The sequence below is a fragment of the Hymenobacter bucti genome, assembly GCF_042681145.1.
In the GTDB taxonomy this organism is placed as follows: Bacteria; Bacteroidota; Bacteroidia; order Cytophagales; family Hymenobacteraceae; genus Hymenobacter; species Hymenobacter bucti.
Window position 1 is genome coordinate 425,643 of the sequence record NZ_JBHUFD010000005.1, and the last position, 19,970, is coordinate 445,612.

The window sequence follows — 19,970 nt, forward strand, 5'->3', positions numbered from 1 at the left end:
TGCAGTTGATGCAGCCACTCTGCTTCAGTGCAGTCTACTACAAATTGACTCTTCCACAGGAGCCTATTCCCCGGCTTTGGCCAGCTCGCTTCCGCAGACGCGGCTCCTGGGTGATTCGCTTATGCACCTGGGGTACCAGTTGCGCCGCGCCGCGGCTTGGGATAGTGGCCAACCGATACTAGCTACCGATGTTGCTTTCACGTTGAAGCTCATTTTTTGCCCGGGTTTGCCCAACGAGAAAGTACGGACATCGCTTCAGTTTATTCGGGATATCAAGCTCGATTCGGCTAATCCTCGCCGCTTCACCTTTGTGTGCCGTGGGCAAGCTCCTGAGTTTAGCTACGAGTCAGGAGACTTTCCGATACTATCGGAAGACGCGCTGGACCCAACGCATAGCTTGCGCCAGCTTTCATTAGTAAGCATAGCCAATGCTACCGACGCTACGTCTACTCCAGCATTAGCAGCCTTGGCAAAACGCTACCAGGAGGCTGACCTAGGGCAACACCCCGAGCGCCTGCCCGGCTGCGGCCCCTACCAGCTGGAAGAGTGGAAGACTAAACAGTCGCTGACTTTTAAACGCAAGGCGCACTGGTGGGCCGACAGCTTGCGGCCGGCACCGTTAGTGCTGCAGGCCAAGCCGCTTAAGCTTCGCTTTAGTATTATTCCGGATGATGCGGCGGCGGCCATGGCGCTGCGGCGCCATGAGATAGACGTGCTGCCCCAGGTGAGCGCGCGCACGTTCAAGCGCCTTCAAGAGTCTGCGGACGCGCAGAAAAACTTCGCGTTTTATTCTACCCTCTCCTATGAGGTAGTGACGGCGGGCTTTAATACGCGCCGTCCCATGCTGCACGATTCGCTGACGCGCCAGGCGCTGAGCAAATTATTTGACCCCGTCCGCCTACTACAGGCTACCCAATTGGGCCAGGGCGAGCGCACGGTGGGCCTAGTGCACCCGCACGACCGCCGCTACTACGACAGCAGCCTGCCGCTGCCCGCGTATGACTTGCCCCGGGCCCAAGCCCTCCTGCAACGAGCAGGCTGGCGCCGCCAAGCCACCGGCTGGGCGCGCCCAGCCGGTAGCCAGCCCCAGCGGCTAGCCCTGCTGCTACGCTACCGAAGTGAAGACCCCACTTTCAAACTGATTGCCCTCCAGTTTAAGGCCGCGGCGGCTTTGCTTAACATCCCCGTAGTGCTGCGGCCCACCGAAGGCTCGACGATGACAACTGCCCTCCATGAGGGTGACTTTGACATGTATATACGCACGCAGAAAGGCAATCCTTTTGCCTTTGACTACACGTCTATGCTGCACTCGCGCACGGTTAACGAAGGCAACTTCACCAAGTTTGGCACGCCGGCTTCCGACCGCCTCATTGAGGCCGTGGCTACGGCCAAGACACCCGAGCAGAAACGCCAGCTGCTCCACCGCTTTCAGGTAATGCTACAAAACCAGGCCCCGATGGTGCCGCTGTTCTTTTTATCTTATCGCCTGGCAACCGACCGGCGCATTCAGAACTTGTATCCGTCGGCCATCAAACCTGGCTACAGCGCTCCTACCATCACTTGGGCGAGCAACGCCTTGTTAGGGCTGGCGCAGCAATGACACCCCTAGGGCGCTGGCTGCTGGGCCAGGTAGGCCGCGCGGGCTTGGCAGCCTGGGCCATTGCTTCGCTGGTGTTCTTGTTTAGCCGGCTGGATGCGACGCGGGCCATCGACCTGTTGCTGGACGAGCCCGATAGCTTGCACAGCATCGCGCAGGCTACTGATGCAATGGCCGCGCCAGGCCGGGCTCGCCAAGCCATCGAGCAGCGCTTAGGGTTAGCGGAGCCCCTCTTTTACGTCACGCGCACCCGGCAAGACGGGGCGGTGAACTGGCAGTGGCACGGCCTGCACAATCAGTATCACCACTGGCTCGCGGGGCTACTAAGCGGTCAGCTAGGTCTTTCCTTTCGTGATGGCCAGCCCATTGGGCCGCGCTTGCGGGCCGCGCTGGCTTGCACGCTACCCCTAACGGCGCTGGCTACCCTGGGGGCGATTGTGGGGTCTCTACTTTTGGGCTTGGCGCTGGCGGGTGGGCCGCAGCCTACCTCACCTAGCGGCTGGCGGGCGGGCCTGCATCTGCTGCTGACGGGGCTGCAGGGCTTGCCATTGTTCGCCTTAGCCCTAGGGCTGCTTTTTGCTTTCGCCAACCCCGACGCGCTCAACATCTTACCGGCCTACGGCAATGCCAGCACTGCCGATGAGCCGTGGCCGCAACAAGCGCTACGCCTGGTATTGCCGGTGCTGGCGCTGGTGCTGGCCGTTTTGCCCGAGCTGGCGCTTTTGCTGGCGAATGCCCTCAGCTACGAGCTAGGGGCTGACTACGCTACCACCGCTCGCGCGAAAGGCCTGACCAACAGGCAGCTACTCATTCGGCACGCCTTACCTAACTCGCTTTTACCGCTGTTCACTGCTTTTGCGAGCTTGCTACCAACCCTGGTGGCGGGGGCGGTAGTAGTCGAAACTATTTTTACCCTCCCTGGTATGGGCCGCCTGCTGACCGAGGCCGTGACCATGCACGACTACCCCGTAGTAGTGGCCGGCGTGCTTCTCACCGCATTAGCCCGGCTGCTGGCCCTGGCAATAGCCGACGCACTCTACGCATGGGCCGACCCCCGCATTCGCCTAGTGTCATGAGCCAGCCTGCCCGCCGTACTGCCACTACTGGTCGCTGGCTCGGGGTGGGCTGGCTGCTGCTGATACTGAGTAGCGGCCTGCTGGCGCCGTGGTTACCGCTCCCATTTCCACCGGCGGTGCCCGACCTGGCCCACGTGGCCGAAGCCCCCGCGTGGGCGGCCAGCCCCGCGCACTGGCTGGGCACCGACCCCCAGGGCCGCGATGTATTGACGGAGCTCGTGTACGGTGCTCAGCAAATCATCAGCATAAGCTTGCCCGCCGCTGCCCTGGCCACGCTGGTGGGGGCGCTGGCCGGGGGGGCAGCAGGTTTTTGGGGTAATACCGGCTTGCGCCTCCCATGGGCAGGCTGGCTCGGGGGCGCGGCGGCCGCGTGGTGGGGGCTGGCCCTACCTGGCCGATGGGCCGTGTCGGCGAGCCTTGTAGGGCTGGCGGGGTTAGCCTGGTGGGTGGGCCGGCGCTCGCCGGGCGCCCGGCCGCGCGGGTGGGCCGTGCCGCTCGATAGTCTCTTTCAGAGTACCCTCACGCTGCTGGGCGCCGTGCCCCGGCTGGTGTTGGTTCTCTTTTTTGCGGCCGGCCCGGCGCTGGCGGCACCGCAGGTAGTGGCGCTGCTGGTGCTGGTGGCCTGGCCTGAGCCCGCCCGCCAAGTGCGGGCCCAGATGCTGCGCGTGCGCGAATTACCATTCGTGGATGCGGCGCGGGCGGCGGGCATTCCACCGGCGCGGGTGTGGTACCGGCACGCTCTGCCCCACGCCTGCCGGCCGCTGCTAGCTACCGCGCCCCTTAGCTTGGCGGGGCTTATCGGCTTAGAAAGCACGCTGGCTTTTCTGGGCGTTGGCCGCCCGCCCGATGTGCCTAGCTGGGGCAATTTGCTCGGCGCCCTGCAGCAGGAACCGGGTGCGTGGTGGATACTCGCCAGCGCCGGCGGCGCGCTGATGCTGACGCTAGTTGCCTTGCAGCAGCTGGCGCGGCAAGTAGCCAAACGCGATTAAGCCGTCTTTTTGTATGCCCTGGCAAGGACAAAAGACCTGCTAGCCGAGCTATCAGATGTCGTGTTTCGATACTTTTTTACGCAAAGCTACCTACCCTCAATTAGTGACAAAGCCTTTACAGCGTGCTACCAAATGGCTCATATACTTATCTTTATTTAAGCTGACTAATGCAACGGCTAACAATATTTTGGTCTTTTTTATAATTTTCACCCCCATAAATCAGGCATCTTCGATGTCGTAGAAAAAGCTAGTTTGTCCTTTAAGCAGCGTGCACAACGCTTTAAAATTGTAGTAGAATTTGAGTCCCTACCTACGGGCTACCTACAGCTACTACCTTATTTCTGCCACTGCCATGAGCACCTCTTTCTGTTTCAACCAAGCATTATCGCCGGCCGGCGGACTAGTAGAAGATTTTTCTTACCTATCGGCTGAGCGCGATTTCATGACGCCCGACGGCCGATTGGTACCCCGCGAACTTGGCGAGGCGGCCCTGCGCCAGCGCACGGCGCTGCTGGTAGGCGGCCTGCTCGTCGGCTTTTGGCCCTCACAAATCTAGATTATCAAGGCGCCGTTCTAGCTAGTATAGCGCGGTGCCCATTACAGTGGTGTATTCTTACGTCCAGTATAGCGTGTCCTTTTATTAAAAAGCGGAAGGTTTATAGCTGAAAAACCCGTTAGCGCTGCTAACGGGTTTTTTTCGTACCTAGGTAGGGTTAGCTACTTTGCTGGGCCAGCAGCGCAATGCCCTCCACAAAAGAGCGAGGCTGATACCCCAGCTCGCGTTGGGCCTTTTCGATGAGAAATCCCGTGCGGGGCGGGCGCTTGGCCGGCTGCGTAAACGTCGACGCATCGACTTGCTCCAGCAGGGTGGCGTCCAGCTCAAAAAACGCCGCCACTTGCTGCGCCATCTGGTAGGGCGTCAGCAGTTCGCGCCCGCTGAGGTGATAGATGCCCTGGGCACTGTGCTGGGCTATTAGCCAGCAACCTAGAGCGAGGTCTTCGGCCAGGGTAGGGGTGCGCCACTGGTCAGATACTACTTTGATTTGCTGACCTTTGCGCAGCGAATCGCGCACCCAAAGCACAATATTACTGCGCCCGCCGCCGTGCACGGTGCCGTAGACCAGCACCGTGCGCGCAATGGCCCAGCGCAGGCCGGGCGTGGCTTGCACTAGGCGCTCGGCCGCCAGCTTGCTCGCGCCGTAGTGGCTGATGGGGTCAGGTACGGCGTCCTCGGCCAGTGGCCCGGCCTGACCATTGAAAATAAAATCGGTACTCAGGTGGGTAAGGTGAATGCCTAGGTCGGCGCAAGTACCCGCCAGGTACTCCACGGCCGTCACGTTCTGGGTCCAGCAGGCGGCTTGGTTGAGCTCGCACTCGTCCACTTGGGTCATGGCGGCCGTGTGGATGAGGTGCGTGGGCTGCTCCGCGGCCAGTACCTGGCGCACTTGCGCAGCATCAGTCACGTCAAGGGGCACAAAGCGTAGGTCCGGGTAGAGGTCGGCCAGCCGGTTAGTACCGCGCGCCGTGGCTACTAGGGCCACTTCGGGCTGCTGGCGCAGCAGGGCCACCAGCTTTTGGCCCAGCAAGCCGTTGGAGCCGGTTAGGAGGATTTTCATATCGGAACGGCTGGTTTTGGGGCGCTAGTAGGCGTAGCCGTACAGCTGCGTGATTTTCTTTTTCCGGAGTCGCTCTATTTTCAGCGTCATTCTCAGGTCGGTGAGGGGGCGGTCGCGGCCATCTTTGGGCAGGGCCGCAATTTTATCGATAATCTCTTGCCCCTGAATAACCTGGCCGAACACCGTGTACTGGCCATCCAGAAAATGAGTACCCTGGTGGTTTTCAACCAAATAGAACTGGCTGCTGCTGCTGGCACGCTGCGGGTTCACGAAGTCGCCCTGGCGGGCGGCGGCCACGGCGCCGTAATCGTGCTTGTGGCCCGCCGCCAGCTCGGCCGGAATGGTGGGCTCGTTGGCCGGGCCCTGGCCGTCGTTGTTGGGGTCGTTGTCTTTCGAGTTGGGGTCGCCGCCCTGCACCATAAACTGCGGAATGACCCGGTGAAACGTGGTGCCGTTGTAAAAACCAGCTTTGGCTTTGCGCAGAAAATTGGCCCGGTGCAGAGGCGTATCGCTGAATAAAATCAGCCGGATAGCCCCTAGGCTGGTCGTAATGGTCACTACCTCGTCTCGCTTGCTTTTAGCCGCAGGCTTGGCGGCCCAGGTAGGCAGGCTGAGCAGCCAACAGACCGCGAGTACGAAACGGAACGAGTAGACATTCATAGTTGAACCGGATGAGCTTAACCTTTCATAAAGCTAACCCAGGGGTTTACAAATCGCCCCGCTGCTCGCGGATGCTGGCCAGGATGGCCGTGCCGCCGTGCCCCAGCACCCGCTCGGCCACGGCCATGCCGAGGCCCTCGGCCTGCGCGCTGGGCGCGGTCTGGATAAAGTCGATGTATTCTTCTCCGCTCAGGCTGATGAGGCCGCCGTGCAGGGTGATGTCGCCCGCCTCACTAAGCGTAGCCAAGGCGAAGGAAGGAATGCTACAGCCGCCCTCCATGGTGCGCAAAAAGGCGCGCTCGGCCAGCAAGCAGCGGTGCGTAGCGGTATGGTCGAGCGCTTGTCTTACTCTTTCTTTCAAGCTATTATCCAGGAAGCGGGAGCTTTCGACCGCGATGCTGCCCTGGCCCACGGGCGGCACAAACTGGTCGGTGGGCAGCACGTGCCGGATGAGGTCGTCGTAGCCCATGCGGTGCACCCCAGCGTAGGCGAGCACGAGGGCGTCATACTGACCTTCTTCAAGCTTGCGGAGGCGGGTTTGGAGGTTGCCGCGGGCTTCGGCGGTGCTGGCCAGCGGGTAGAAGCGGCGCAGCAGCGCCCGCCGTCGCGTGCTGCTGGTACCTAGGACGATGCCGGGCTTCGTAATATCAAATTTTTCTTGAAAGCTGACCACCACGTCGTTGACTTGCTCGCGCTCCAGAAAAGCCAGCAACTCCAGGTCGGGGGGAATGGTGCTTTGCACATCCTTGGCCGAGTGGATGGCCAGGTGCGTATCGCCGCGGCGCAGGCTTTCTTCCAGCTCTTCGGTGAAGACGCCCTTGGCCCCGATTTTAGCGAGCGAACGGTCGAGTACCTGGTCGCCGGTGGTTTGCATGGGCACGATTTCGGTGGCCAGGCCGGCTTGGTTGAGCAGGCTGGCCACGTGCTCGGTTTGCCAGAGGGCGAGGCGGGAAGCGCGGGTGGCGAGGCGGATGGGAGTTTCGGACATTATTCTTTAACGCAAAGTTTTGCAGAGTTAGCAGAGTTTAACAAGGTTTTCTCGCCTAAAGCTTTGCAAAACTCTGCGGAACTCTGCCAACCCTGCGCTCAGTCTTTAGGCAATAACAAGGAGTGAACGCGCAGCCCGTGCACCGGATTATATTCCAGCGACGGCGCGGGGATTTTGAAGAATTGGCCGGCGCTTACCAGTGGCTGGGCGCCGCTGCTGCGAATGCCCGGCAGCTGCGCCAGCGTGATATCGGGCGCGAGGTAAAACTGCCGGTAGCGCTTGAATTTCACCTCTTTGCCGGTCGCGTCGAAATAAGGCGGGTTGGCGTGGCCGCCGGTCATGCCGCTGGCGCTGTAGCCGAGGTCCAGGTTGAGCCAGCGCGGAAACGACGGCCCCACCGGCAGCACCGAAGCCACATTGAACGACAGCCAATACTGCTGGCCGTTGTAGTCTTTCAGCATCTGGTTGCCGGCGCTGTGGCCCAGCAGGTTGGGCCGGTAGGCGGGGTAGATGCTCTGGCGCCAGCCGTAGCGCAGGCTGGCTTTTTGCTCGCCAAAGCCATACTGCTGGCCCATGAAGAGCGCCACGCCGGTAAGGTTGGCCGCCATGTCGCCCTTCGAAAAGCCCCAACCTTCGGAGCGCCCGTCAAACACCTCAATAGTAGTCTGATAGAGCAGTGCGATAAGCCCGCCCGTGAGCACCGAGGCCCGCTCGTTGACCCCGCTCCAGCGAAACAGCTCGTACTCACCGCGGCTGATGGCGTAGGACGTAGTGGCGTGGCCCACCTTGTCCATTTGCAGCCACTCGCCATTGTCGTTGAAGCTGTGAAACGGCACGCGCTTAGTATACCACGTCTTACCTAAGAATATGGTAGTCAGGGCATAAACTATCGCGGTGCCCGCCACCACGCCAATAAAGCGGCCTTGGTGAATACCCGTATCGGTGGGCAACCTAGGGTCGGGCGGGCCAACTACCTGCGCCCGCACAGTGCCTAGGGTCAGGCTGGCGGCTAGCAGAAGGCAAAGGGGGAGGCGCATGGTGCAAAAGTACCGTGGACTCTGCGAGTCCGCACGTGGGTAGCTTAACCCGCTAGCCTCGACCTAGGCGTGTAAAAGAAGTTGTCCACGCGCAGACCCGCAGGGTCCACGGTACCGTTATGCCCGGCGCAGCTGCTGGCCCATGCGCAGCGAGGCATCCACGAACACCATGCGCGGGTTGGCATTGCGCTCGATGTGGTAGTGGGCCGTGTTCAGCTCCTCGGTGAGCTGGTCGGCGTTGCGCGGCGTCACAAACTTGCTGAAGCCTTGCACAAACTGCTGCTCGCCGCTGGCTAGGTGGGGCACCAGCTGCGGGTCGAGGCCAAAGAGCAGCACCCGGCGCAGCAGCCCCAGCGAGAAGCTAAGCTGCTCTTTCTGGTTTTCGCGGCCCATCTTTTGAAACTCATCGGCCAGGGCCATCACGTCCGTCATTTTCAGGCCGTAGCACTTGCGCATCCACTTGATGAAAAAGTCGGCGTAGTCGTGGTCGGCGCTTTTCTCGCGGCTCGCAATGGCGGCCCCTAGGTTGCCTTCGGCGAGCTGGGCCACCTGGCGGGCTTTCACCTCGGGCACGTGGTAGTGCGCGGCTACGTAGGCCGCGATATCATCTTCCGAAAACGGGCGCACTACCACCGGCTGCACCCGGCTCAGGATGGTGGGCAGCAGCCGCTCGGGCTCGTGGCTAACGAGCAGGAAGATGGTGGCGGGCGGCGGCTCTTCCAGCAGCTTGAGCACGGCGTTGGCCGCGGCGGGGTGCATCAGCTCGGGCAGCCAGATGATGACGATTTTAAACTTAGCCTCGAAGGCTTTGAGCGAGACTAGCTTGAGTAACGAGCCCGCCTCTTCCTTCGAAATGCTGCCCTGCTTGTTCTCAGCCCCGATGTGCTGCATCCAGTCGTTGAAGCCCTGAAAAGGGTTCTCGCCCAAAAAGGTGCGCCATTCGGCCGCGAACTTGGCACTCGTGGCATCCTTGGGTACTGACTTGGTAGTGGTGGTAGGCAGGATGAAGTTCAGGTCGGGGTGCGCGAGCTTGCCCATTTTCAGGCAGGCCGGGCAGTGGCCGCAGCTATCGACCGCGTCGGCGGCGCGGTCCTCACAGTTGAGGTACTGCGCGTAGGCCAAGGCCAGGGCCAGCGCCGCCGAGCCTTCGCTGCCGCGAAATAGCTGGGCGTGCGCCACGTGCCCGCGCTGCACCGACTGGCGCAGGACTTCCTTGAGGGCGAGCTGATTGGGGATATCGTGAAACTGCATCTTGTCTGAACCGCGGATTCGTCGGATTTTTCGGATTACCCGGATTTTGAGGCCGACTATTTTTTGTTTTTTGCCGGGTACGGCGGTTGGCTGAACAACTTATAGGGTAACTATGGGCCCTGAGTATTAGCAGCTTTGGCTACGCTGGTTTTACTCCTGAGAGCGCTGGCTTTTGATGAAGCGCTTGAAACGCAGACTACGCTCCCCAAAGTTTATCAGTAAGCCTACTTCCAGGTGATAGGCTTCTAGGTAATTAATGATTTGTGAGAAATGCGTCGGGGTAAGTTCATGCAATGCTTTTAATTCTACCAGCACCGCCTCCCCAACCAAAAAATCGACGCGGCGGGAGCCAACGTCTACTCCTTTATAGAACAGCGGCATCTCAATTTCGCGCCCGAAAACAAGCCCGGCCTTTTCCATTTCCACCGCCAAGCTACGCTGATAAATAACCTCTTGAAAACCGGACCCTAGCGTCCGGTGCACTTCCATTGCGCAGCCAATGATACTTCGCGTCAACGCACTGTGGCGATTATCTAATAGCATACATCTTCAAGCATAGAATAGGATAAAAAGCAATCGTCTTCAAAATCCGACCCATCCGAAAAATCCGACGAATCCGCGGTTCAGACTTTTCTGTCCCACACCCGGTCCACTTCCGTTTGCTTAAACACTTCCGTCATTACTGCCTCCTCCACCGCATCGTAGCCTAGGCCGCGGCGCGAAAGTACCCGCTCAGCTACCTCCCCAAACTTGGGCAGGCGGAAAGTTTCGAAGCCCGACGCGCCGCCCCAGCTAAAGGATGGAATGAACTGGCGCGGAAAGCCCGCCCCAAAAATATTAGCCCCCACGCCCACCACCGTGCCGGTGTTGAACATGGTGTTGATGCCGGCCTTGCTGTGGTCGCCCATCATCAGGCCGCAGAAGGTTTGGCCGGTGTCCACGAAGCGGTGGGCGGTGTGGCTCCACACCTTCACGGGGGCGTAGTTGTTTTTGAGGTTGCTGGTGTTAGTGTCGGCGCCTAGGTTGCACCACTCGCCGATGACCGAGTTGCCGAGGTAGCCTTCGTGGCCCTTGTTGCTGAAGCCCATCAGGATGCTGTTGCTGACTTCGCCGCCCACTTTGCAGAACGGGCCTATTGTGTTGTCGCCGCGCAGCTTAGCGCCCACGTTCACGTGGCTGCCTTCGCCCACGGCCAGCGGGCCCTTCAGGATGGCGCCTTCGTGTACCTGCGCGTTTTTGCCGAGGTATATCGGGCCGTTTTCGGCGTTGAGGATGGCCGCGCGAATCTTCACGCCTTCCTCGATGAAGATATTCTCGGGGGCGTATACGATGGTGTGCGCGTCGCCGACCGGCTGCGAGGTACGTCCTTGCGTGAGGAGCACAAAATCGCGCCGAATCTCGGCCCCGTTGCGCAGGAACAAATGCCAGGGCCGGCTGATAACCGTCACGGGCTCGGCTACTTGCTTGTGCTCGTGCAGGCCGTCCTGGATGAGCTCGGCTATCTGGCTGGCGTCGGCCAGGTGCGCGGCTACCAGCACTTCATCGCAATACAGGCCCTGGCCGGGACCTAGGGCCCGCACCTGCCGCACCAGCAAATCGTCGGGACACACGGCGCCGTTGATGACCAGCGCGGGACCGGCCACTTCGCCGGCCGGAAACTTGGCCTGTAAGTAGGGCTGGGTGAGATAGCCCACGGCCGGCACCCCTAGGCGCAGCTGCCACTTTTCGGCCAGCGTGAGGATGCCGCAGCGCAGCGCTGCCACGGGCCGCGTAAAAGTAAAGGGTAATAGATGCGGCCGAATGGCCGGGTCGTCGAATAACAGAACGTGCATATTTTTAAGCTATTAGCTTTTGGTTGCTAGCTAGTGGCTCTTTCGGAGGCGCGAAAGTACAACTCGGCCAGCGGGGTCAAATACCAAGGGCTCCTTTCAGCTAAACCGAAAGGAGCCCTTGGCAAAAACTAACAGCTACTAGCCAGCAGCTAACAGCCCGAGAATAAGCTATTCTTTGTTGGCGCTGCTCTGCGACTTGTTCGCGTAGCGGCTGCGGAATTTCTCCACGCGGCCGGCGGTGTCAATGAACATGTTCTTGCCGGTGTAGAAGGGGTGCGAAGCACTGCTCACTTCGATTTTAATCACCGGGTAGGTGTTGCCGTCTTCCCACTGAATCGTCTCGGCCGAGTTCATCGTGGAGCGGGTGATAAACTTGAAGTCCGACGAGGTGTCTTGGAAAACTACCTGGCGGTACTCGGGGTGCGTGTCCTTTTTCATATCGGGAAGGCCTATTTACCTGTTAAACCCTGCCGGTTTTGCGGAAGGGACTGCAAAAGTACGCATTAACCATCGAATAGCCAACGCTTCCCGCCGCTTTGGCCGTCTTTGGCCCAGGTGCCCGCGTAGCAACTGGCTACCAGTGCCCCGCGGGCGGCCAGCGGCCCCGCGGGCCGACTTATATTTGATTATCGGCCGTTCCAGCGGTTGGTCCTCCCTGTGCACTATTACTATGTACTTCGTAGGCTGGCGGGCTGGCGGTTTGGGCCCCGGCGCAAGGGGCCGCTCGCCCTAGGTAGCGCCGGGGTCCTGCTGACCACCTCGCTGCTCTGGAGCACGACTACCCTTAGTGGCCCGGCCCGGCACCTAGCCGGACATATCCCTACGGCTGACCACCCGGTTCCTAGGCATCCGGCAGTACTTAAGAAGGAAATCAGAGCCTCCGCCCGCTTTCATACCGATGCATCTAAGCCTGGCCTTATAACCAAGCATGCCACTTATGCTGAGCTATCTACTTCCTTAGCCAGCGGCTTAGCTCCTCAGCGTAAGCCCCCGCTAAGCCAAGGTGATTCAACTGCGTGGGGCGAATTAAAAAATGGCTTGGCTCGCTGTTGGCGCCTGGTTAAGCTCAGCTTTCGCTAACTGGCAGCTCGCCAAAACGGCCAGACTTTCTCTTGTTTCGTAGCACTTTTGTTTTGTGACCGCGCCAGGCTAGCGCGGTTTTTACTTTTGCGCCCCTCGCCTACTCTTTTACTTTATGCGCCTTTGCTTCGCGTCCAACAACTCCCACAAGCTCGATGAGATTCGCCTGCTGCTGCCCGCCTCGGTGCAGCTGCTGAGCCTGGCCGATATCGGCTGCCACGAAGAGCTGCCCGAAACCCAGCCCACCCTGGAGGGCAACGCGCGCCAAAAGGCGCAGTACGTATTTGATAACTACGGTGTGGCGTGCTTTGCCGACGACACGGGCCTCGAAGTAGCGGCCCTAGGTGGCGCGCCGGGCGTGTACTCGGCCCGCTACGCCGGCCCCGAGCGCGAGGCCGCCGCCAACGTGGCCAAGCTGCTGCGCGAGCTGGCCACCCAGCCCGACCGCCGGGCCTGCTTCCGCACGGTCATTGCGCTGGTGCAGGCCGACGGCCGCGTGCACGAGTTCAGCGGGGCCGTTGATGGGGTGATTGCGACCCTCCCGATGGGGCAAAGCGGCTTCGGCTACGACCCGGTTTTTGTACCCACGGAGGGCGATGGCCGCACCTTCGCCGAGGTGACGCTGGCCGAGAAAAACCTGCTCAGCCACCGGGCGCGGGCCACCGAGGGCCTGGTGCGCTTTCTGCAAGCAGCGGCTATCGAGTAACCTAGGCGTATTACTAAAAAAAAGCCCGGCGCATGCGCCGGGCTTTTTTGCGTTTTGCACTACCTAGGGGCTACTTCGACTGGTTGAGCAGCTGGCTGAGGGTGGTTTGCAGCTTCTCGCCGCGCAGGTTCACGGCCACGATTTTACCGCTCGGGTCGAGCAGGAAATTCTGCGGGATGGACTGCACGCCGTACTCCTTGGCCACGTCGTTTTGCCAGAACTTCAGGTCCGATACCTGGTGCCAAGCCAAGCCGTCTTTCTCGATGGCTTTGAGCCAGGCTTCGCGGCCGGTTTCGCGGTCGAGCGACACGCCGAGCACGGTAAAGCCCTTGTCCTTGTAGGCCGTGTAAGCCTTTACCACGTTGGGGTTTTCCTGGCGGCAGGGGCCGCACCAGCTCGCCCAAAAATCAATGAGCACATACTGCCCGCGCAGCGACGACAGCGTGAGCGGCTTGCCGTCGGGCGTGTTCTGCGTGAAATTGGGCGCCGTGGCCCCGACCGCCACGCGCTCCAACTGCTTGATTTTATCGGCAATGCGCTGGCCCTGCGGCGTAGCCCGCAGCCGGGGCGAGAGCGTGGCAAAGCGTGCGGCGTAGTTCTTCGCATCGGGCACGTAACCCACGGCCTGCGGCAGCAGGAACAAGCTGTACGGGTCGTCGGGGTGGGCGCCTAGGTAGGCGTATTTGATTTCGCGCTGCGCCTCCTCATTGGCATCGGCGCGGGCTTCTATCTTGTCCATCGCGGCCACGTCGAGCTTGGCATTGCGGCCGGCCATGTACTCGCGCATCAAGGCCTTGTATTCTTTATCCAGCGGCTTGAGCTGCGCTTGCAGCTGCGCAGCCGAGGTATTGAGGGCCGACCCTTTAATGGTGGCTTTGCTGGCCGAGTCGGGTGTCGTGAGCTTGAGCGTGCCCGGCTCCAGGTACAGGGGCGCCATGTCGCGCGACTTGTCCAGCGGCGCCCCGCCGTGGCTCAGCGTGAGGTAGGCGGCCACTGGCGTGGCCAGCGAGCCCTGAAACTGAAAGGCACCGCGCTTCACCACGGCCGAGTCGACCACCCGGCGCTCATCAAGGGTGTAGCGCAAATACGCCTTGGTCACCGTGGGGCTGGCCACTTTTCCTTGCAGCACAAATTTTCCGGCCGGGGCCTGCGCCTGCGCCAGCAGCGGCAGCACTGCTAAAGCCGTAAAGAGTAGGTTTTTCATGGAGAGGGGATTACTTACTATGCAAGTATAGAGATTAGCAGCTTAGCTACCGCTTGGGGCCAACTGGTTGCGCTATATGAACTCGGCATTACTCGGCGCCCGTACCTTTGGCTCCCGTTATGCAACATCCCTTCCTCGTCGGCATCACGGGCGGCAGCGCCTCCGGCAAAACTACGTTTCTACGGCGCCTGCTGGCCGCGTTTCCCGAGCGCGACATCTGCCTGATTTCGCAAGACAACTACTACCACCCGCGCGAGCAGCAGCTGCGCGATGCCCAGGGCATCGAAAATTTCGACCTGCCTGGCAGCATCGACTCGGCCGCCTACGCCGCCGACGTGCGCCAGCTGCGCAACGGCCAGGAGGTACGCCGCCAGGAATACACCTTCAACAACTCCAACGTGGTGCCCGCGGAGCTGGTGTTCCGGCCCGCGCCCATTGTGGTAGTCGAAGGCATTTTTGTGTTCTATTTCGAGGAAATCGCGAAGCTGCTCGACCTCAAGGTGTACATCGATGCCCAGGAACACGTGAAGCTGCACCGCCGCATCGTGCGCGACCGCGACGAGCGCGGCTACGGCCTCGACGACGTGCTGTACCGCTACACCCACCACGTGGCCCCGACCTACGAGAAGTACATCCAACCCTTTAAGGATGATGCCGATATCATCATTCCTAACAACCGGCATTTCGAGAATGGGCTGGCCGTACTCACGGGCTTTTTGAAGCATAAGGTGGCCGAGCAGGCCTAGGCAGCGGCGGCGGGCAGCCGTACCCTAACCGGTAACTTTAGCAGTTGATGACTATACCAGGAGCTGAGCGGCAAGCCGGTGCTGCCGGGCTTCCGCTTCGACTTGCGCCCCCTGCGGCGGGCGGCGTAATGGGCTGTAGCGCGCCGTAGCGCGAACTTTGCAGTGCGCGTTTTTACGCCGTTCGAATCAGTAAAAACGCGCATTACAAAGTTCGCGCTACTATTATATGTACAGCAAAGCTGAAACCGCCCAGCTCCGCCAGGCCTTCTGGACCACCTTTGGGCAGTACATGGCCCCGGTGCCCTCGGCCGATGGCTGGCCCACCAACTGGATTAACTACAAAACCGGCCTCAAGCACGTGTATTTTCGGATGCAGGCCGACAACCGCCGCGCCAGCATCGGCATCGAGCTTACGCACTCCGATGCCGGCGTGCGCGAGCTCTTCTTCGAGCAATTTCAGGAATTGAAAACCCTGCTGCACGAGACCCTCGGCGAGCCCTGGCGCTGGGAGCTGCACGCCACCGACGCCAACGACCTGCCCCTGAGCCGCATCTACACCGAGATGCAGCCCATTAACCTCTTCAATCGGGACGACTGGCCCGCGCTGATTTCGTTTTTTAAGCCGCGCCTGGTGGCACTCGATGAGTTTTGGAGCGGCGCGCAGTACGCGTTTGAAGGGCTGCGCGATAGCTAGGCGCCCCGCTGCTTGGCAAGTGCCACTTGAAATAAGTATATTTGTAGCCCCGTCCTGGCTATGTACAATTCAATTTATCCCTTCAAGCACATTCTGCGAGTAGCCCTGGTGGCACTGCCGCTACTGCTGCTGCTGGGCCTGAATGGCCGGACGGTGAGCCTGTTGCGCCCCGTGAACACCCCCGCGCAGTCGCGGCTGAGTGCCGCGCCCCGCGCTACGGTTATCCGGCAGAAAGTGGTGCTTGAAGCGGCCTCGCCGCTGGGCGCTTACATGGCGCCCGCCCTGGCCCTAGGGTGGCTGCCGGGCACGCTACCCACAACTTGGCTGCCGCGCCTGGTACGCCGGGCGGTAGCCGCCGCGCCACTTGCGGAGGCGGGGGCTTTCGTGGCTTTGCTATGCCGCCAGCGGCTACTGAGCGCGGCGTTGTCACCGCAGGCACCCTAGAAGAGAGTTATGAGTTATAAAGTAGAAGTTTTGAGTTGGCGGCTAGGTGTACTTTACTCATAGCCCAGCTCCTACTCCTGGCTTATAACTCGCTCGCCTCCAGTCAACTCATAATTTTTACTTCATAACTCATACTTCTACGCAATGCGTAATAAAGGAATAATTATCGCGCTCACCGTTGTAGTTTCGGTGCTCTGCGCGTACTTCCTGTTTTTCACCTACGTCTCGCGCGGGGTGCAGCAGAAAGCGGTGGCCTACGCCACGCAAGGCGGCCAGCTCAACGAAATCAAGCGCCAGCACTACCTCGACTCGGTGTGGCGCGCCCCGGTATTCAGCTTTCTGGGCGCCGATTACACCTACCGCGACGTGCGCCAAAACGAGCTGGGCCTGGGCCTCGACTTGAAAGGCGGCATGCACGTGACCCTGGAGGTTTCGCCCGTAGAGATTGTGCGCGCCATGGCGGCCAACTCGAAGGAGCCTGGCTTCAACAAAGCCCTGGCCCTGGCGCAGGAGCGCCAGAAAACTAACTCGGGCACGCCCTTCACCAGCCTGTTTTACCAGGCTTACCAAGAAGTAGCGCCCGGCAAGCAGTTGGCGCCGCTATTTGCCAACTCGGTAAACAAGGACCGCAAAATCGACCGCTCGACTTCCGATGCCAAGGTACTGGCCGCCATCAACAAGGAAGAGGAAGAAGCCATCGACCGCTCGTTCGACATTCTGCGCAAGCGCGTCGATAAGTTCGGCGTGAACCAGCCCAACATCCAGCGCGTGAAGGGCACCGGCCGCATTCAGGTAGAGCTGCCCGGCGTGGACAACCCCGACCGCGTGCGCAAGCTGCTGCAAGGCCAGGCCAAGCTGGAGTTCTACGAAGTATGGAGCCCGCAGGAATTCTTTCCGTACGTAGGCCAGCTCGATAAAATCCTTACTGATAAGGAGAAAGCAGCTGCAACTACTGCTACCACTACGCCGGCTACCGCGGCCACTGCCGCCGCGGGCGACTCTTCTTCGCTGGCCGCTCAGCTAGCCAAGAAGCCCGCCGTGGGCTCCAAAACCGACTCGGCCAAGGCTCCGCAGGGTGGTGCCCTCACCCGCCTACTGACCCAGCTGCCCGGTGGCGCGCTCGGCGTGAACCTGCGCGATACGGCCCGCCTCAACCAGCTGCTGCGCTCGGACGAGGCCCGCGCTACCCTGCCCCCCAACCTGGCGCTGCTCTACGACGCCAAGCCTAAGGACCTAGGTAACCAGTCCATCATTCAGCTGGTGGCCGTGAAGAAAGACCGCACCGGCGCCACCCCCGCGCCCCTCACCGGTGAGGTAGTGAGCGATGCCCGCATGGACTACGACCAGACCGGCCGCCCCGAAGTGAGCATGAGCATGAACCCCAGCGGCTCCAAGAAGTGGCAGCGCATGACGGCCGCCAACATCGGCAAGCAGGTGGCCGTGGTGCTCGACGACGTGGTGTACTCCGACCCCGTGGTGCAGAGCGAAATCTCGGGCGGCAACACCCAGATTTCGGGTAGCTTCACCATCGAAGAAGCCCAGGACCTAGCCCAGACGCTGAAGGCCGGCAAGCTGCCCGCCCCCACGCGCATCGTAGAAGAAGCCGTAGTTGGCCCATCGCTCGGCCAGGAAGCCATCAACCAGGGCCTGTACTCGTCGCTGGCTGGCTTGCTGATTATCATGGTCTTCATGACCGTGTACTACGGCCGCGCCGGCCTTGTGGCCGATGCCGCGCTGCTCTTCAACATGTTCCTGATTCTGGGTGTGCTGGCGCAGTTTGGCACCGCCCTCACGCTGCCCGGCATCGCCGGCCTGATTCTGGTAATCGCCTCGTCGGTGGATGCGAACGTGTTGATTTTCGAGCGGATTCGGGAAGAACTGGACCACGGCTTGTCGCTGCACGATGCCGTGAACGCGGGCTACAACCGGGCATTTTCGGCCATCTTCGACTCGAACGTGACCACGATGCTCATTGCCATCATCCTGGGCTTCTTCGGCACGGGCCCCGTGCAAAGCTTCGCCGTGACCCTAGGTATCGGCGTGCTCACCTCGTTCCTGTCGGCGGTGTACGTGTCGCGCCTCATCATTGAGGCCCTCATCAAGGGCAAGACCACGAGCAGCATCAGCTTCTCGACCTTCCTCTCGCGCAACCTGTTCCAGAATGTCAACTTTGACATCGTGGGTAAGCGCAAAATCGCCTACGCCGCTTCAACGGCTATTATCGTGGTGGGCTTCGTGCTGATGTACCTGCAAGGCGGCCCCAACCTAGGAGTGGACTTCAAAGGCGGCCGCGCCTACGTAGTCGATTTCAACAAGCCGATGGTTTCTTCGGAAGTGGCCGACCAGCTGCGCCCGGCTTTTAAAGGTGCTGGCCTGGAAGTAAAGCAATATGGTAACCCCAACCGCCTGCGCATCACCACCGGCTACCTGGCCGAAGATGAGAGCGCAACGGCTGACAAGCAGGTACGCCAGGCGCTCGATGCCGGCTTGCAGAAATTTGCCTCGGCCAACCCCAAGGTACCGTCGGCTTCCAAAGTGGGCGCCACTATCGCCGACGATATTAAGCGTACGTCGGTGCTGAGCCTGGCGCTCACGCTGCTCGGCATCTTCGTCTACGTGCTGTTCCGCTTTGAAAAGTGGCAGTATTCGATGGCCGCCGTTATCGCGCTTTTCCACGATGCGCTGCTGGTTATTGCTGCCTACCCCATCGCCCGCGCCTTCGGCCTGAACTACGAGATGGACCAGATTTTCGTGGCCGCCGTGCTCAGTATCATTGGCTTCTCGATGAACGACACGGTCGTTATCTACGACCGTATCCGCGAGTACCTGCGCAACGACCCCAAGCTGACCTTCGCTCAGGTGGTGAACCCGGCCCTGAACTCGACCTTCTCGCGCACCATGATTACGTTCACCACGGTATTCTTGGTGGTGCTGGTGCTCTACATCTTCGGTGGCGAAACGTTGCGCTCGTTCTCGTTTGCCATGATGATTGGTATCATCTTCGGCACGTACTCGTCGCTGTTCATTGCCACGCCCATCATCCTGGACACCTACGGCAAGAAAGAGGAGCGTGAGCGCCTCGCCGCCGGTGAAAACATCACGGCTGCCCCCGGCGATGCGCCCCGCCTGCGCCCGACTACGGTGTAATAGTCCAGAAGGTATTTTTAGAAAGCCCGGCCACTTGGCCGGGCTTTTTTTGTGGCCGGCCGACTCGGCCAAGCCTGCCCTAGGTAGGGCTACGGGCTATGGCTTACTGCCAGCCAGCTTTGCTGATGACCTCGCTCAGTGAGCTAGGCGCATCAGCAAAAAGCAGAAATTTTAGGTTGGACTAATCCTGATTCTGATGCGCTACGTAGCTTGGCGACTTCTTACAAACAAGCTGAACATTTGTTACCTAAAATACTATTTTACGCGTCGTAGCACGTTCTAATATAAATATGATGAATCAATAGTAAATTTAAGAAAAAATACACTTTTATTCGCTATTTTTGTGTTTTAAAGGTCTTTATAAATTCTCTAAAATTGTCTTATTAGACGAATTTCTTTTCTCTATAAATTATCTCTGTTATCTAACTTCTTGCTTTTGTGAAATTACTTACTATTTCCTGGCTCCGCCGGAGCGGGGCCGTTTTAGCGGCTGTGGCGCTCAGCAGTTGCTTCTCGGCTTGCTCCTACACCAACAGTGCCGATAACCCTACCCCCTGCAACTTGCCCACCACGGTAAGCTACCAGGTCGACGTGCTGCCCATTCTCAAGCAGCAGTGCTACCGCTGCCACAGCGCCGACAAGTACAAAGTACTGACCTCCAGCACGCTGAACATGGAGGATTTTGGGAGCTTGAAGTACTACGCCACGCCGGCCAACGGGCGCAACAACGTCAGCTACCTGGTCGGCAACATTCGCCATGATGAGGGCTTCATTCCGATGCCCTACGATGGCGGCAAGCTATCGGCCTGTGAGATTGCCACCATCAAAGCCTGGGTAGATGCAGGCGCGCTTAGCAACTAAGTGGCTCAGCACCCAGCCACTCGCTTTTCTCCCCTCTTTTCT

19 protein-coding genes are annotated in these 19,970 nt (G+C 60.2%); 10 read left to right on the forward strand and 9 right to left on the reverse strand.

The window, feature by feature from the left end:
* Window positions 1-121: 121 nt before the first annotated feature.
* The 4 genes from ACFSDX_RS13855 to ACFSDX_RS13870 all read left to right on the forward strand — a co-directional run bounded on the left by ACFSDX_RS13855 (window position 122) and on the right by ACFSDX_RS13870 (window position 4,218).
* A complete protein-coding gene (locus tag ACFSDX_RS13855; RefSeq protein ID WP_382315471.1) occupies window positions 122-1,600 on the forward strand; it encodes an ABC transporter substrate-binding protein in 1,479 nt (492 codons plus the stop codon).
* On the forward strand, window positions 1,597-2,673 hold the full coding sequence (locus tag ACFSDX_RS13860) for an ABC transporter permease subunit (RefSeq protein ID WP_382314494.1): 1,077 nt from the start codon (window positions 1,597-1,599) through the stop codon (window positions 2,671-2,673). Before ACFSDX_RS13855 ends, ACFSDX_RS13860 begins: the two co-directional genes overlap by 4 nt.
* A complete protein-coding gene (locus ACFSDX_RS13865; RefSeq protein ID WP_382314496.1) occupies window positions 2,670-3,662 on the forward strand; it encodes an ABC transporter permease in 993 nt (330 codons plus the stop codon). Before ACFSDX_RS13860 ends, ACFSDX_RS13865 begins: the two co-directional genes overlap by 4 nt.
* Before the next feature lie 352 nt (window positions 3,663-4,014).
* On the forward strand, window positions 4,015-4,218 hold the full coding sequence (locus tag ACFSDX_RS13870; RefSeq protein WP_382314497.1) for a hypothetical protein: 204 nt from the start codon (window positions 4,015-4,017) through the stop codon (window positions 4,216-4,218).
* Window positions 4,219-4,375: 157 nt separating this feature from the next.
* On the opposite strand, the gene ACFSDX_RS13875 is transcribed toward ACFSDX_RS13870, so the two are convergent.
* The 8 genes from ACFSDX_RS13875 to ACFSDX_RS13910 form a co-directional block, all read right to left on the reverse strand.
* Window positions 4,376-5,278 carry an SDR family oxidoreductase gene (locus ACFSDX_RS13875; RefSeq protein ID WP_382314499.1) on the reverse strand — a complete coding sequence of 301 codons (903 nt, stop codon included), beginning with the start codon at window positions 5,276-5,278 and terminating at the stop codon, window positions 4,376-4,378.
* A 24-nt stretch (window positions 5,279-5,302) separates the two neighbouring features.
* Window positions 5,303-5,938, reverse strand: coding sequence for a peptidylprolyl isomerase (locus tag ACFSDX_RS13880; protein WP_382314501.1), 636 nt, complete (start codon window positions 5,936-5,938; stop codon window positions 5,303-5,305).
* Between the two features lie 46 nt (window positions 5,939-5,984).
* On the reverse strand, window positions 5,985-6,926 hold the full coding sequence (hemC, locus tag ACFSDX_RS13885; RefSeq protein ID WP_382314503.1) for a hydroxymethylbilane synthase: 942 nt from the start codon (window positions 6,924-6,926) through the stop codon (window positions 5,985-5,987).
* A 98-nt stretch (window positions 6,927-7,024) separates the two neighbouring features.
* Window positions 7,025-7,963: a DUF2279 domain-containing protein gene (locus ACFSDX_RS13890; RefSeq protein ID WP_382314505.1), complete on the reverse strand. Its 939-nt coding sequence runs from the start codon at window positions 7,961-7,963 to the stop codon at window positions 7,025-7,027.
* A 117-nt stretch (window positions 7,964-8,080) separates the two neighbouring features.
* Complete coding sequence (locus tag ACFSDX_RS13895) at window positions 8,081-9,214, reverse strand: DNA polymerase III subunit (protein ID WP_382314507.1); 1,134 nt, start codon at window positions 9,212-9,214, stop codon at window positions 8,081-8,083.
* Window positions 9,215-9,364: 150 nt separating this feature from the next.
* Window positions 9,365-9,757, reverse strand: a complete 393-nt coding sequence (locus ACFSDX_RS13900) for a GxxExxY protein (protein ID WP_382314508.1) — start codon at window positions 9,755-9,757, stop codon at window positions 9,365-9,367.
* An 80-nt stretch (window positions 9,758-9,837) separates the two neighbouring features.
* On the reverse strand, window positions 9,838-11,046 hold the full coding sequence (locus ACFSDX_RS13905) for a GlmU family protein (protein WP_382314510.1): 1,209 nt from the start codon (window positions 11,044-11,046) through the stop codon (window positions 9,838-9,840).
* Window positions 11,047-11,214: 168 nt separating this feature from the next.
* Entirely contained in the window at window positions 11,215-11,484 is a 270-nt protein-coding gene (locus ACFSDX_RS13910) for a type B 50S ribosomal protein L31 (RefSeq protein ID WP_382314512.1), read from the reverse strand.
* A gap of 757 nt (window positions 11,485-12,241) precedes the next feature.
* On the opposite strand from ACFSDX_RS13910, the gene rdgB reads away from it, so the two are divergent.
* Window positions 12,242-12,832 carry an RdgB/HAM1 family non-canonical purine NTP pyrophosphatase gene (rdgB, locus tag ACFSDX_RS13915; RefSeq protein WP_382314514.1) on the forward strand — a complete coding sequence of 197 codons (591 nt, stop codon included), beginning with the start codon at window positions 12,242-12,244 and terminating at the stop codon, window positions 12,830-12,832.
* A gap of 70 nt (window positions 12,833-12,902) precedes the next feature.
* Here the strand turns inward: rdgB and ACFSDX_RS13920 are convergent, their stop codons facing one another.
* A complete protein-coding gene (locus ACFSDX_RS13920) occupies window positions 12,903-14,036 on the reverse strand; it encodes a redoxin domain-containing protein (RefSeq protein ID WP_382314516.1) in 1,134 nt (377 codons plus the stop codon).
* Between the two features lie 119 nt (window positions 14,037-14,155).
* Here ACFSDX_RS13920 and ACFSDX_RS13925 point away from each other — a divergent pair, with 119 nt between their 5' ends.
* The 5 genes from ACFSDX_RS13925 to ACFSDX_RS13945 all read left to right on the forward strand — a co-directional run bounded on the left by ACFSDX_RS13925 (window position 14,156) and on the right by ACFSDX_RS13945 (window position 19,928).
* A complete protein-coding gene (locus tag ACFSDX_RS13925; protein WP_382314518.1) occupies window positions 14,156-14,782 on the forward strand; it encodes a uridine kinase family protein in 627 nt (208 codons plus the stop codon).
* Between the two features lie 226 nt (window positions 14,783-15,008).
* Window positions 15,009-15,476 carry a DUF4268 domain-containing protein gene (locus ACFSDX_RS13930; RefSeq protein WP_382314519.1) on the forward strand — a complete coding sequence of 156 codons (468 nt, stop codon included), beginning with the start codon at window positions 15,009-15,011 and terminating at the stop codon, window positions 15,474-15,476.
* 60 nt (window positions 15,477-15,536) lie between these two features.
* Window positions 15,537-15,920 carry a hypothetical protein gene (locus ACFSDX_RS13935; RefSeq protein WP_382314521.1) on the forward strand — a complete coding sequence of 128 codons (384 nt, stop codon included), beginning with the start codon at window positions 15,537-15,539 and terminating at the stop codon, window positions 15,918-15,920.
* A gap of 144 nt (window positions 15,921-16,064) precedes the next feature.
* Window positions 16,065-19,067 carry a protein translocase subunit SecDF gene (gene secDF, locus ACFSDX_RS13940; protein WP_382314523.1) on the forward strand — a complete coding sequence of 1,001 codons (3,003 nt, stop codon included), beginning with the start codon at window positions 16,065-16,067 and terminating at the stop codon, window positions 19,065-19,067.
* A gap of 438 nt (window positions 19,068-19,505) precedes the next feature.
* Window positions 19,506-19,928 carry a hypothetical protein gene (locus ACFSDX_RS13945; RefSeq protein ID WP_382314525.1) on the forward strand — a complete coding sequence of 141 codons (423 nt, stop codon included), beginning with the start codon at window positions 19,506-19,508 and terminating at the stop codon, window positions 19,926-19,928.
* Window positions 19,929-19,970: the final 42 nt, after the last annotated feature.

Bases quoted from the DNA above. Each gene is read 5' to 3' on its own strand.
- ACFSDX_RS13890 (WP_382314505.1), bottom strand. From the start codon at position 7,963: ATGCGCCTCCCCCTTTGCCTTCTGCTAGCCGCCAGCCTGACCCTAGGC.
- secDF (WP_382314523.1), top strand. From the start codon at position 16,065: ATGCGTAATAAAGGAATAATTATCGCGCTCACCGTTGTAGTTTCGGTG.
- ACFSDX_RS13910 (WP_382314512.1), bottom strand. From the start codon at position 11,484: ATGAAAAAGGACACGCACCCCGAGTACCGCCAGGTAGTTTTCCAAGAC.
- hemC (WP_382314503.1), bottom strand. From the start codon at position 6,926: ATGTCCGAAACTCCCATCCGCCTCGCCACCCGCGCTTCCCGCCTCGCC.
- ACFSDX_RS13895 (WP_382314507.1), bottom strand. From the start codon at position 9,214: ATGCAGTTTCACGATATCCCCAATCAGCTCGCCCTCAAGGAAGTCCTG.
- ACFSDX_RS13925 (WP_382314518.1), top strand. From the start codon at position 14,156: ATGCAACATCCCTTCCTCGTCGGCATCACGGGCGGCAGCGCCTCCGGC.
- ACFSDX_RS13920 (WP_382314516.1), bottom strand. From the start codon at position 14,036: ATGAAAAACCTACTCTTTACGGCTTTAGCAGTGCTGCCGCTGCTGGCG.
- ACFSDX_RS13935 (WP_382314521.1), top strand. From the start codon at position 15,537: ATGTACAATTCAATTTATCCCTTCAAGCACATTCTGCGAGTAGCCCTG.
- ACFSDX_RS13855 (WP_382315471.1), top strand. From the start codon at position 122: ATGCACCTGGGGTACCAGTTGCGCCGCGCCGCGGCTTGGGATAGTGGC.
- ACFSDX_RS13880 (WP_382314501.1), bottom strand. From the start codon at position 5,938: ATGAATGTCTACTCGTTCCGTTTCGTACTCGCGGTCTGTTGGCTGCTC.
- ACFSDX_RS13865 (WP_382314496.1), top strand. From the start codon at position 2,670: ATGAGCCAGCCTGCCCGCCGTACTGCCACTACTGGTCGCTGGCTCGGG.
- ACFSDX_RS13900 (WP_382314508.1), bottom strand. From the start codon at position 9,757: ATGCTATTAGATAATCGCCACAGTGCGTTGACGCGAAGTATCATTGGC.
- ACFSDX_RS13875 (WP_382314499.1), bottom strand. From the start codon at position 5,278: ATGAAAATCCTCCTAACCGGCTCCAACGGCTTGCTGGGCCAAAAGCTG.
- ACFSDX_RS13860 (WP_382314494.1), top strand. From the start codon at position 1,597: ATGACACCCCTAGGGCGCTGGCTGCTGGGCCAGGTAGGCCGCGCGGGC.
- ACFSDX_RS13905 (WP_382314510.1), bottom strand. From the start codon at position 11,046: ATGCACGTTCTGTTATTCGACGACCCGGCCATTCGGCCGCATCTATTA.
- ACFSDX_RS13930 (WP_382314519.1), top strand. From the start codon at position 15,009: ATGTACAGCAAAGCTGAAACCGCCCAGCTCCGCCAGGCCTTCTGGACC.
- ACFSDX_RS13870 (WP_382314497.1), top strand. From the start codon at position 4,015: ATGAGCACCTCTTTCTGTTTCAACCAAGCATTATCGCCGGCCGGCGGA.
- rdgB (WP_382314514.1), top strand. From the start codon at position 12,242: ATGCGCCTTTGCTTCGCGTCCAACAACTCCCACAAGCTCGATGAGATT.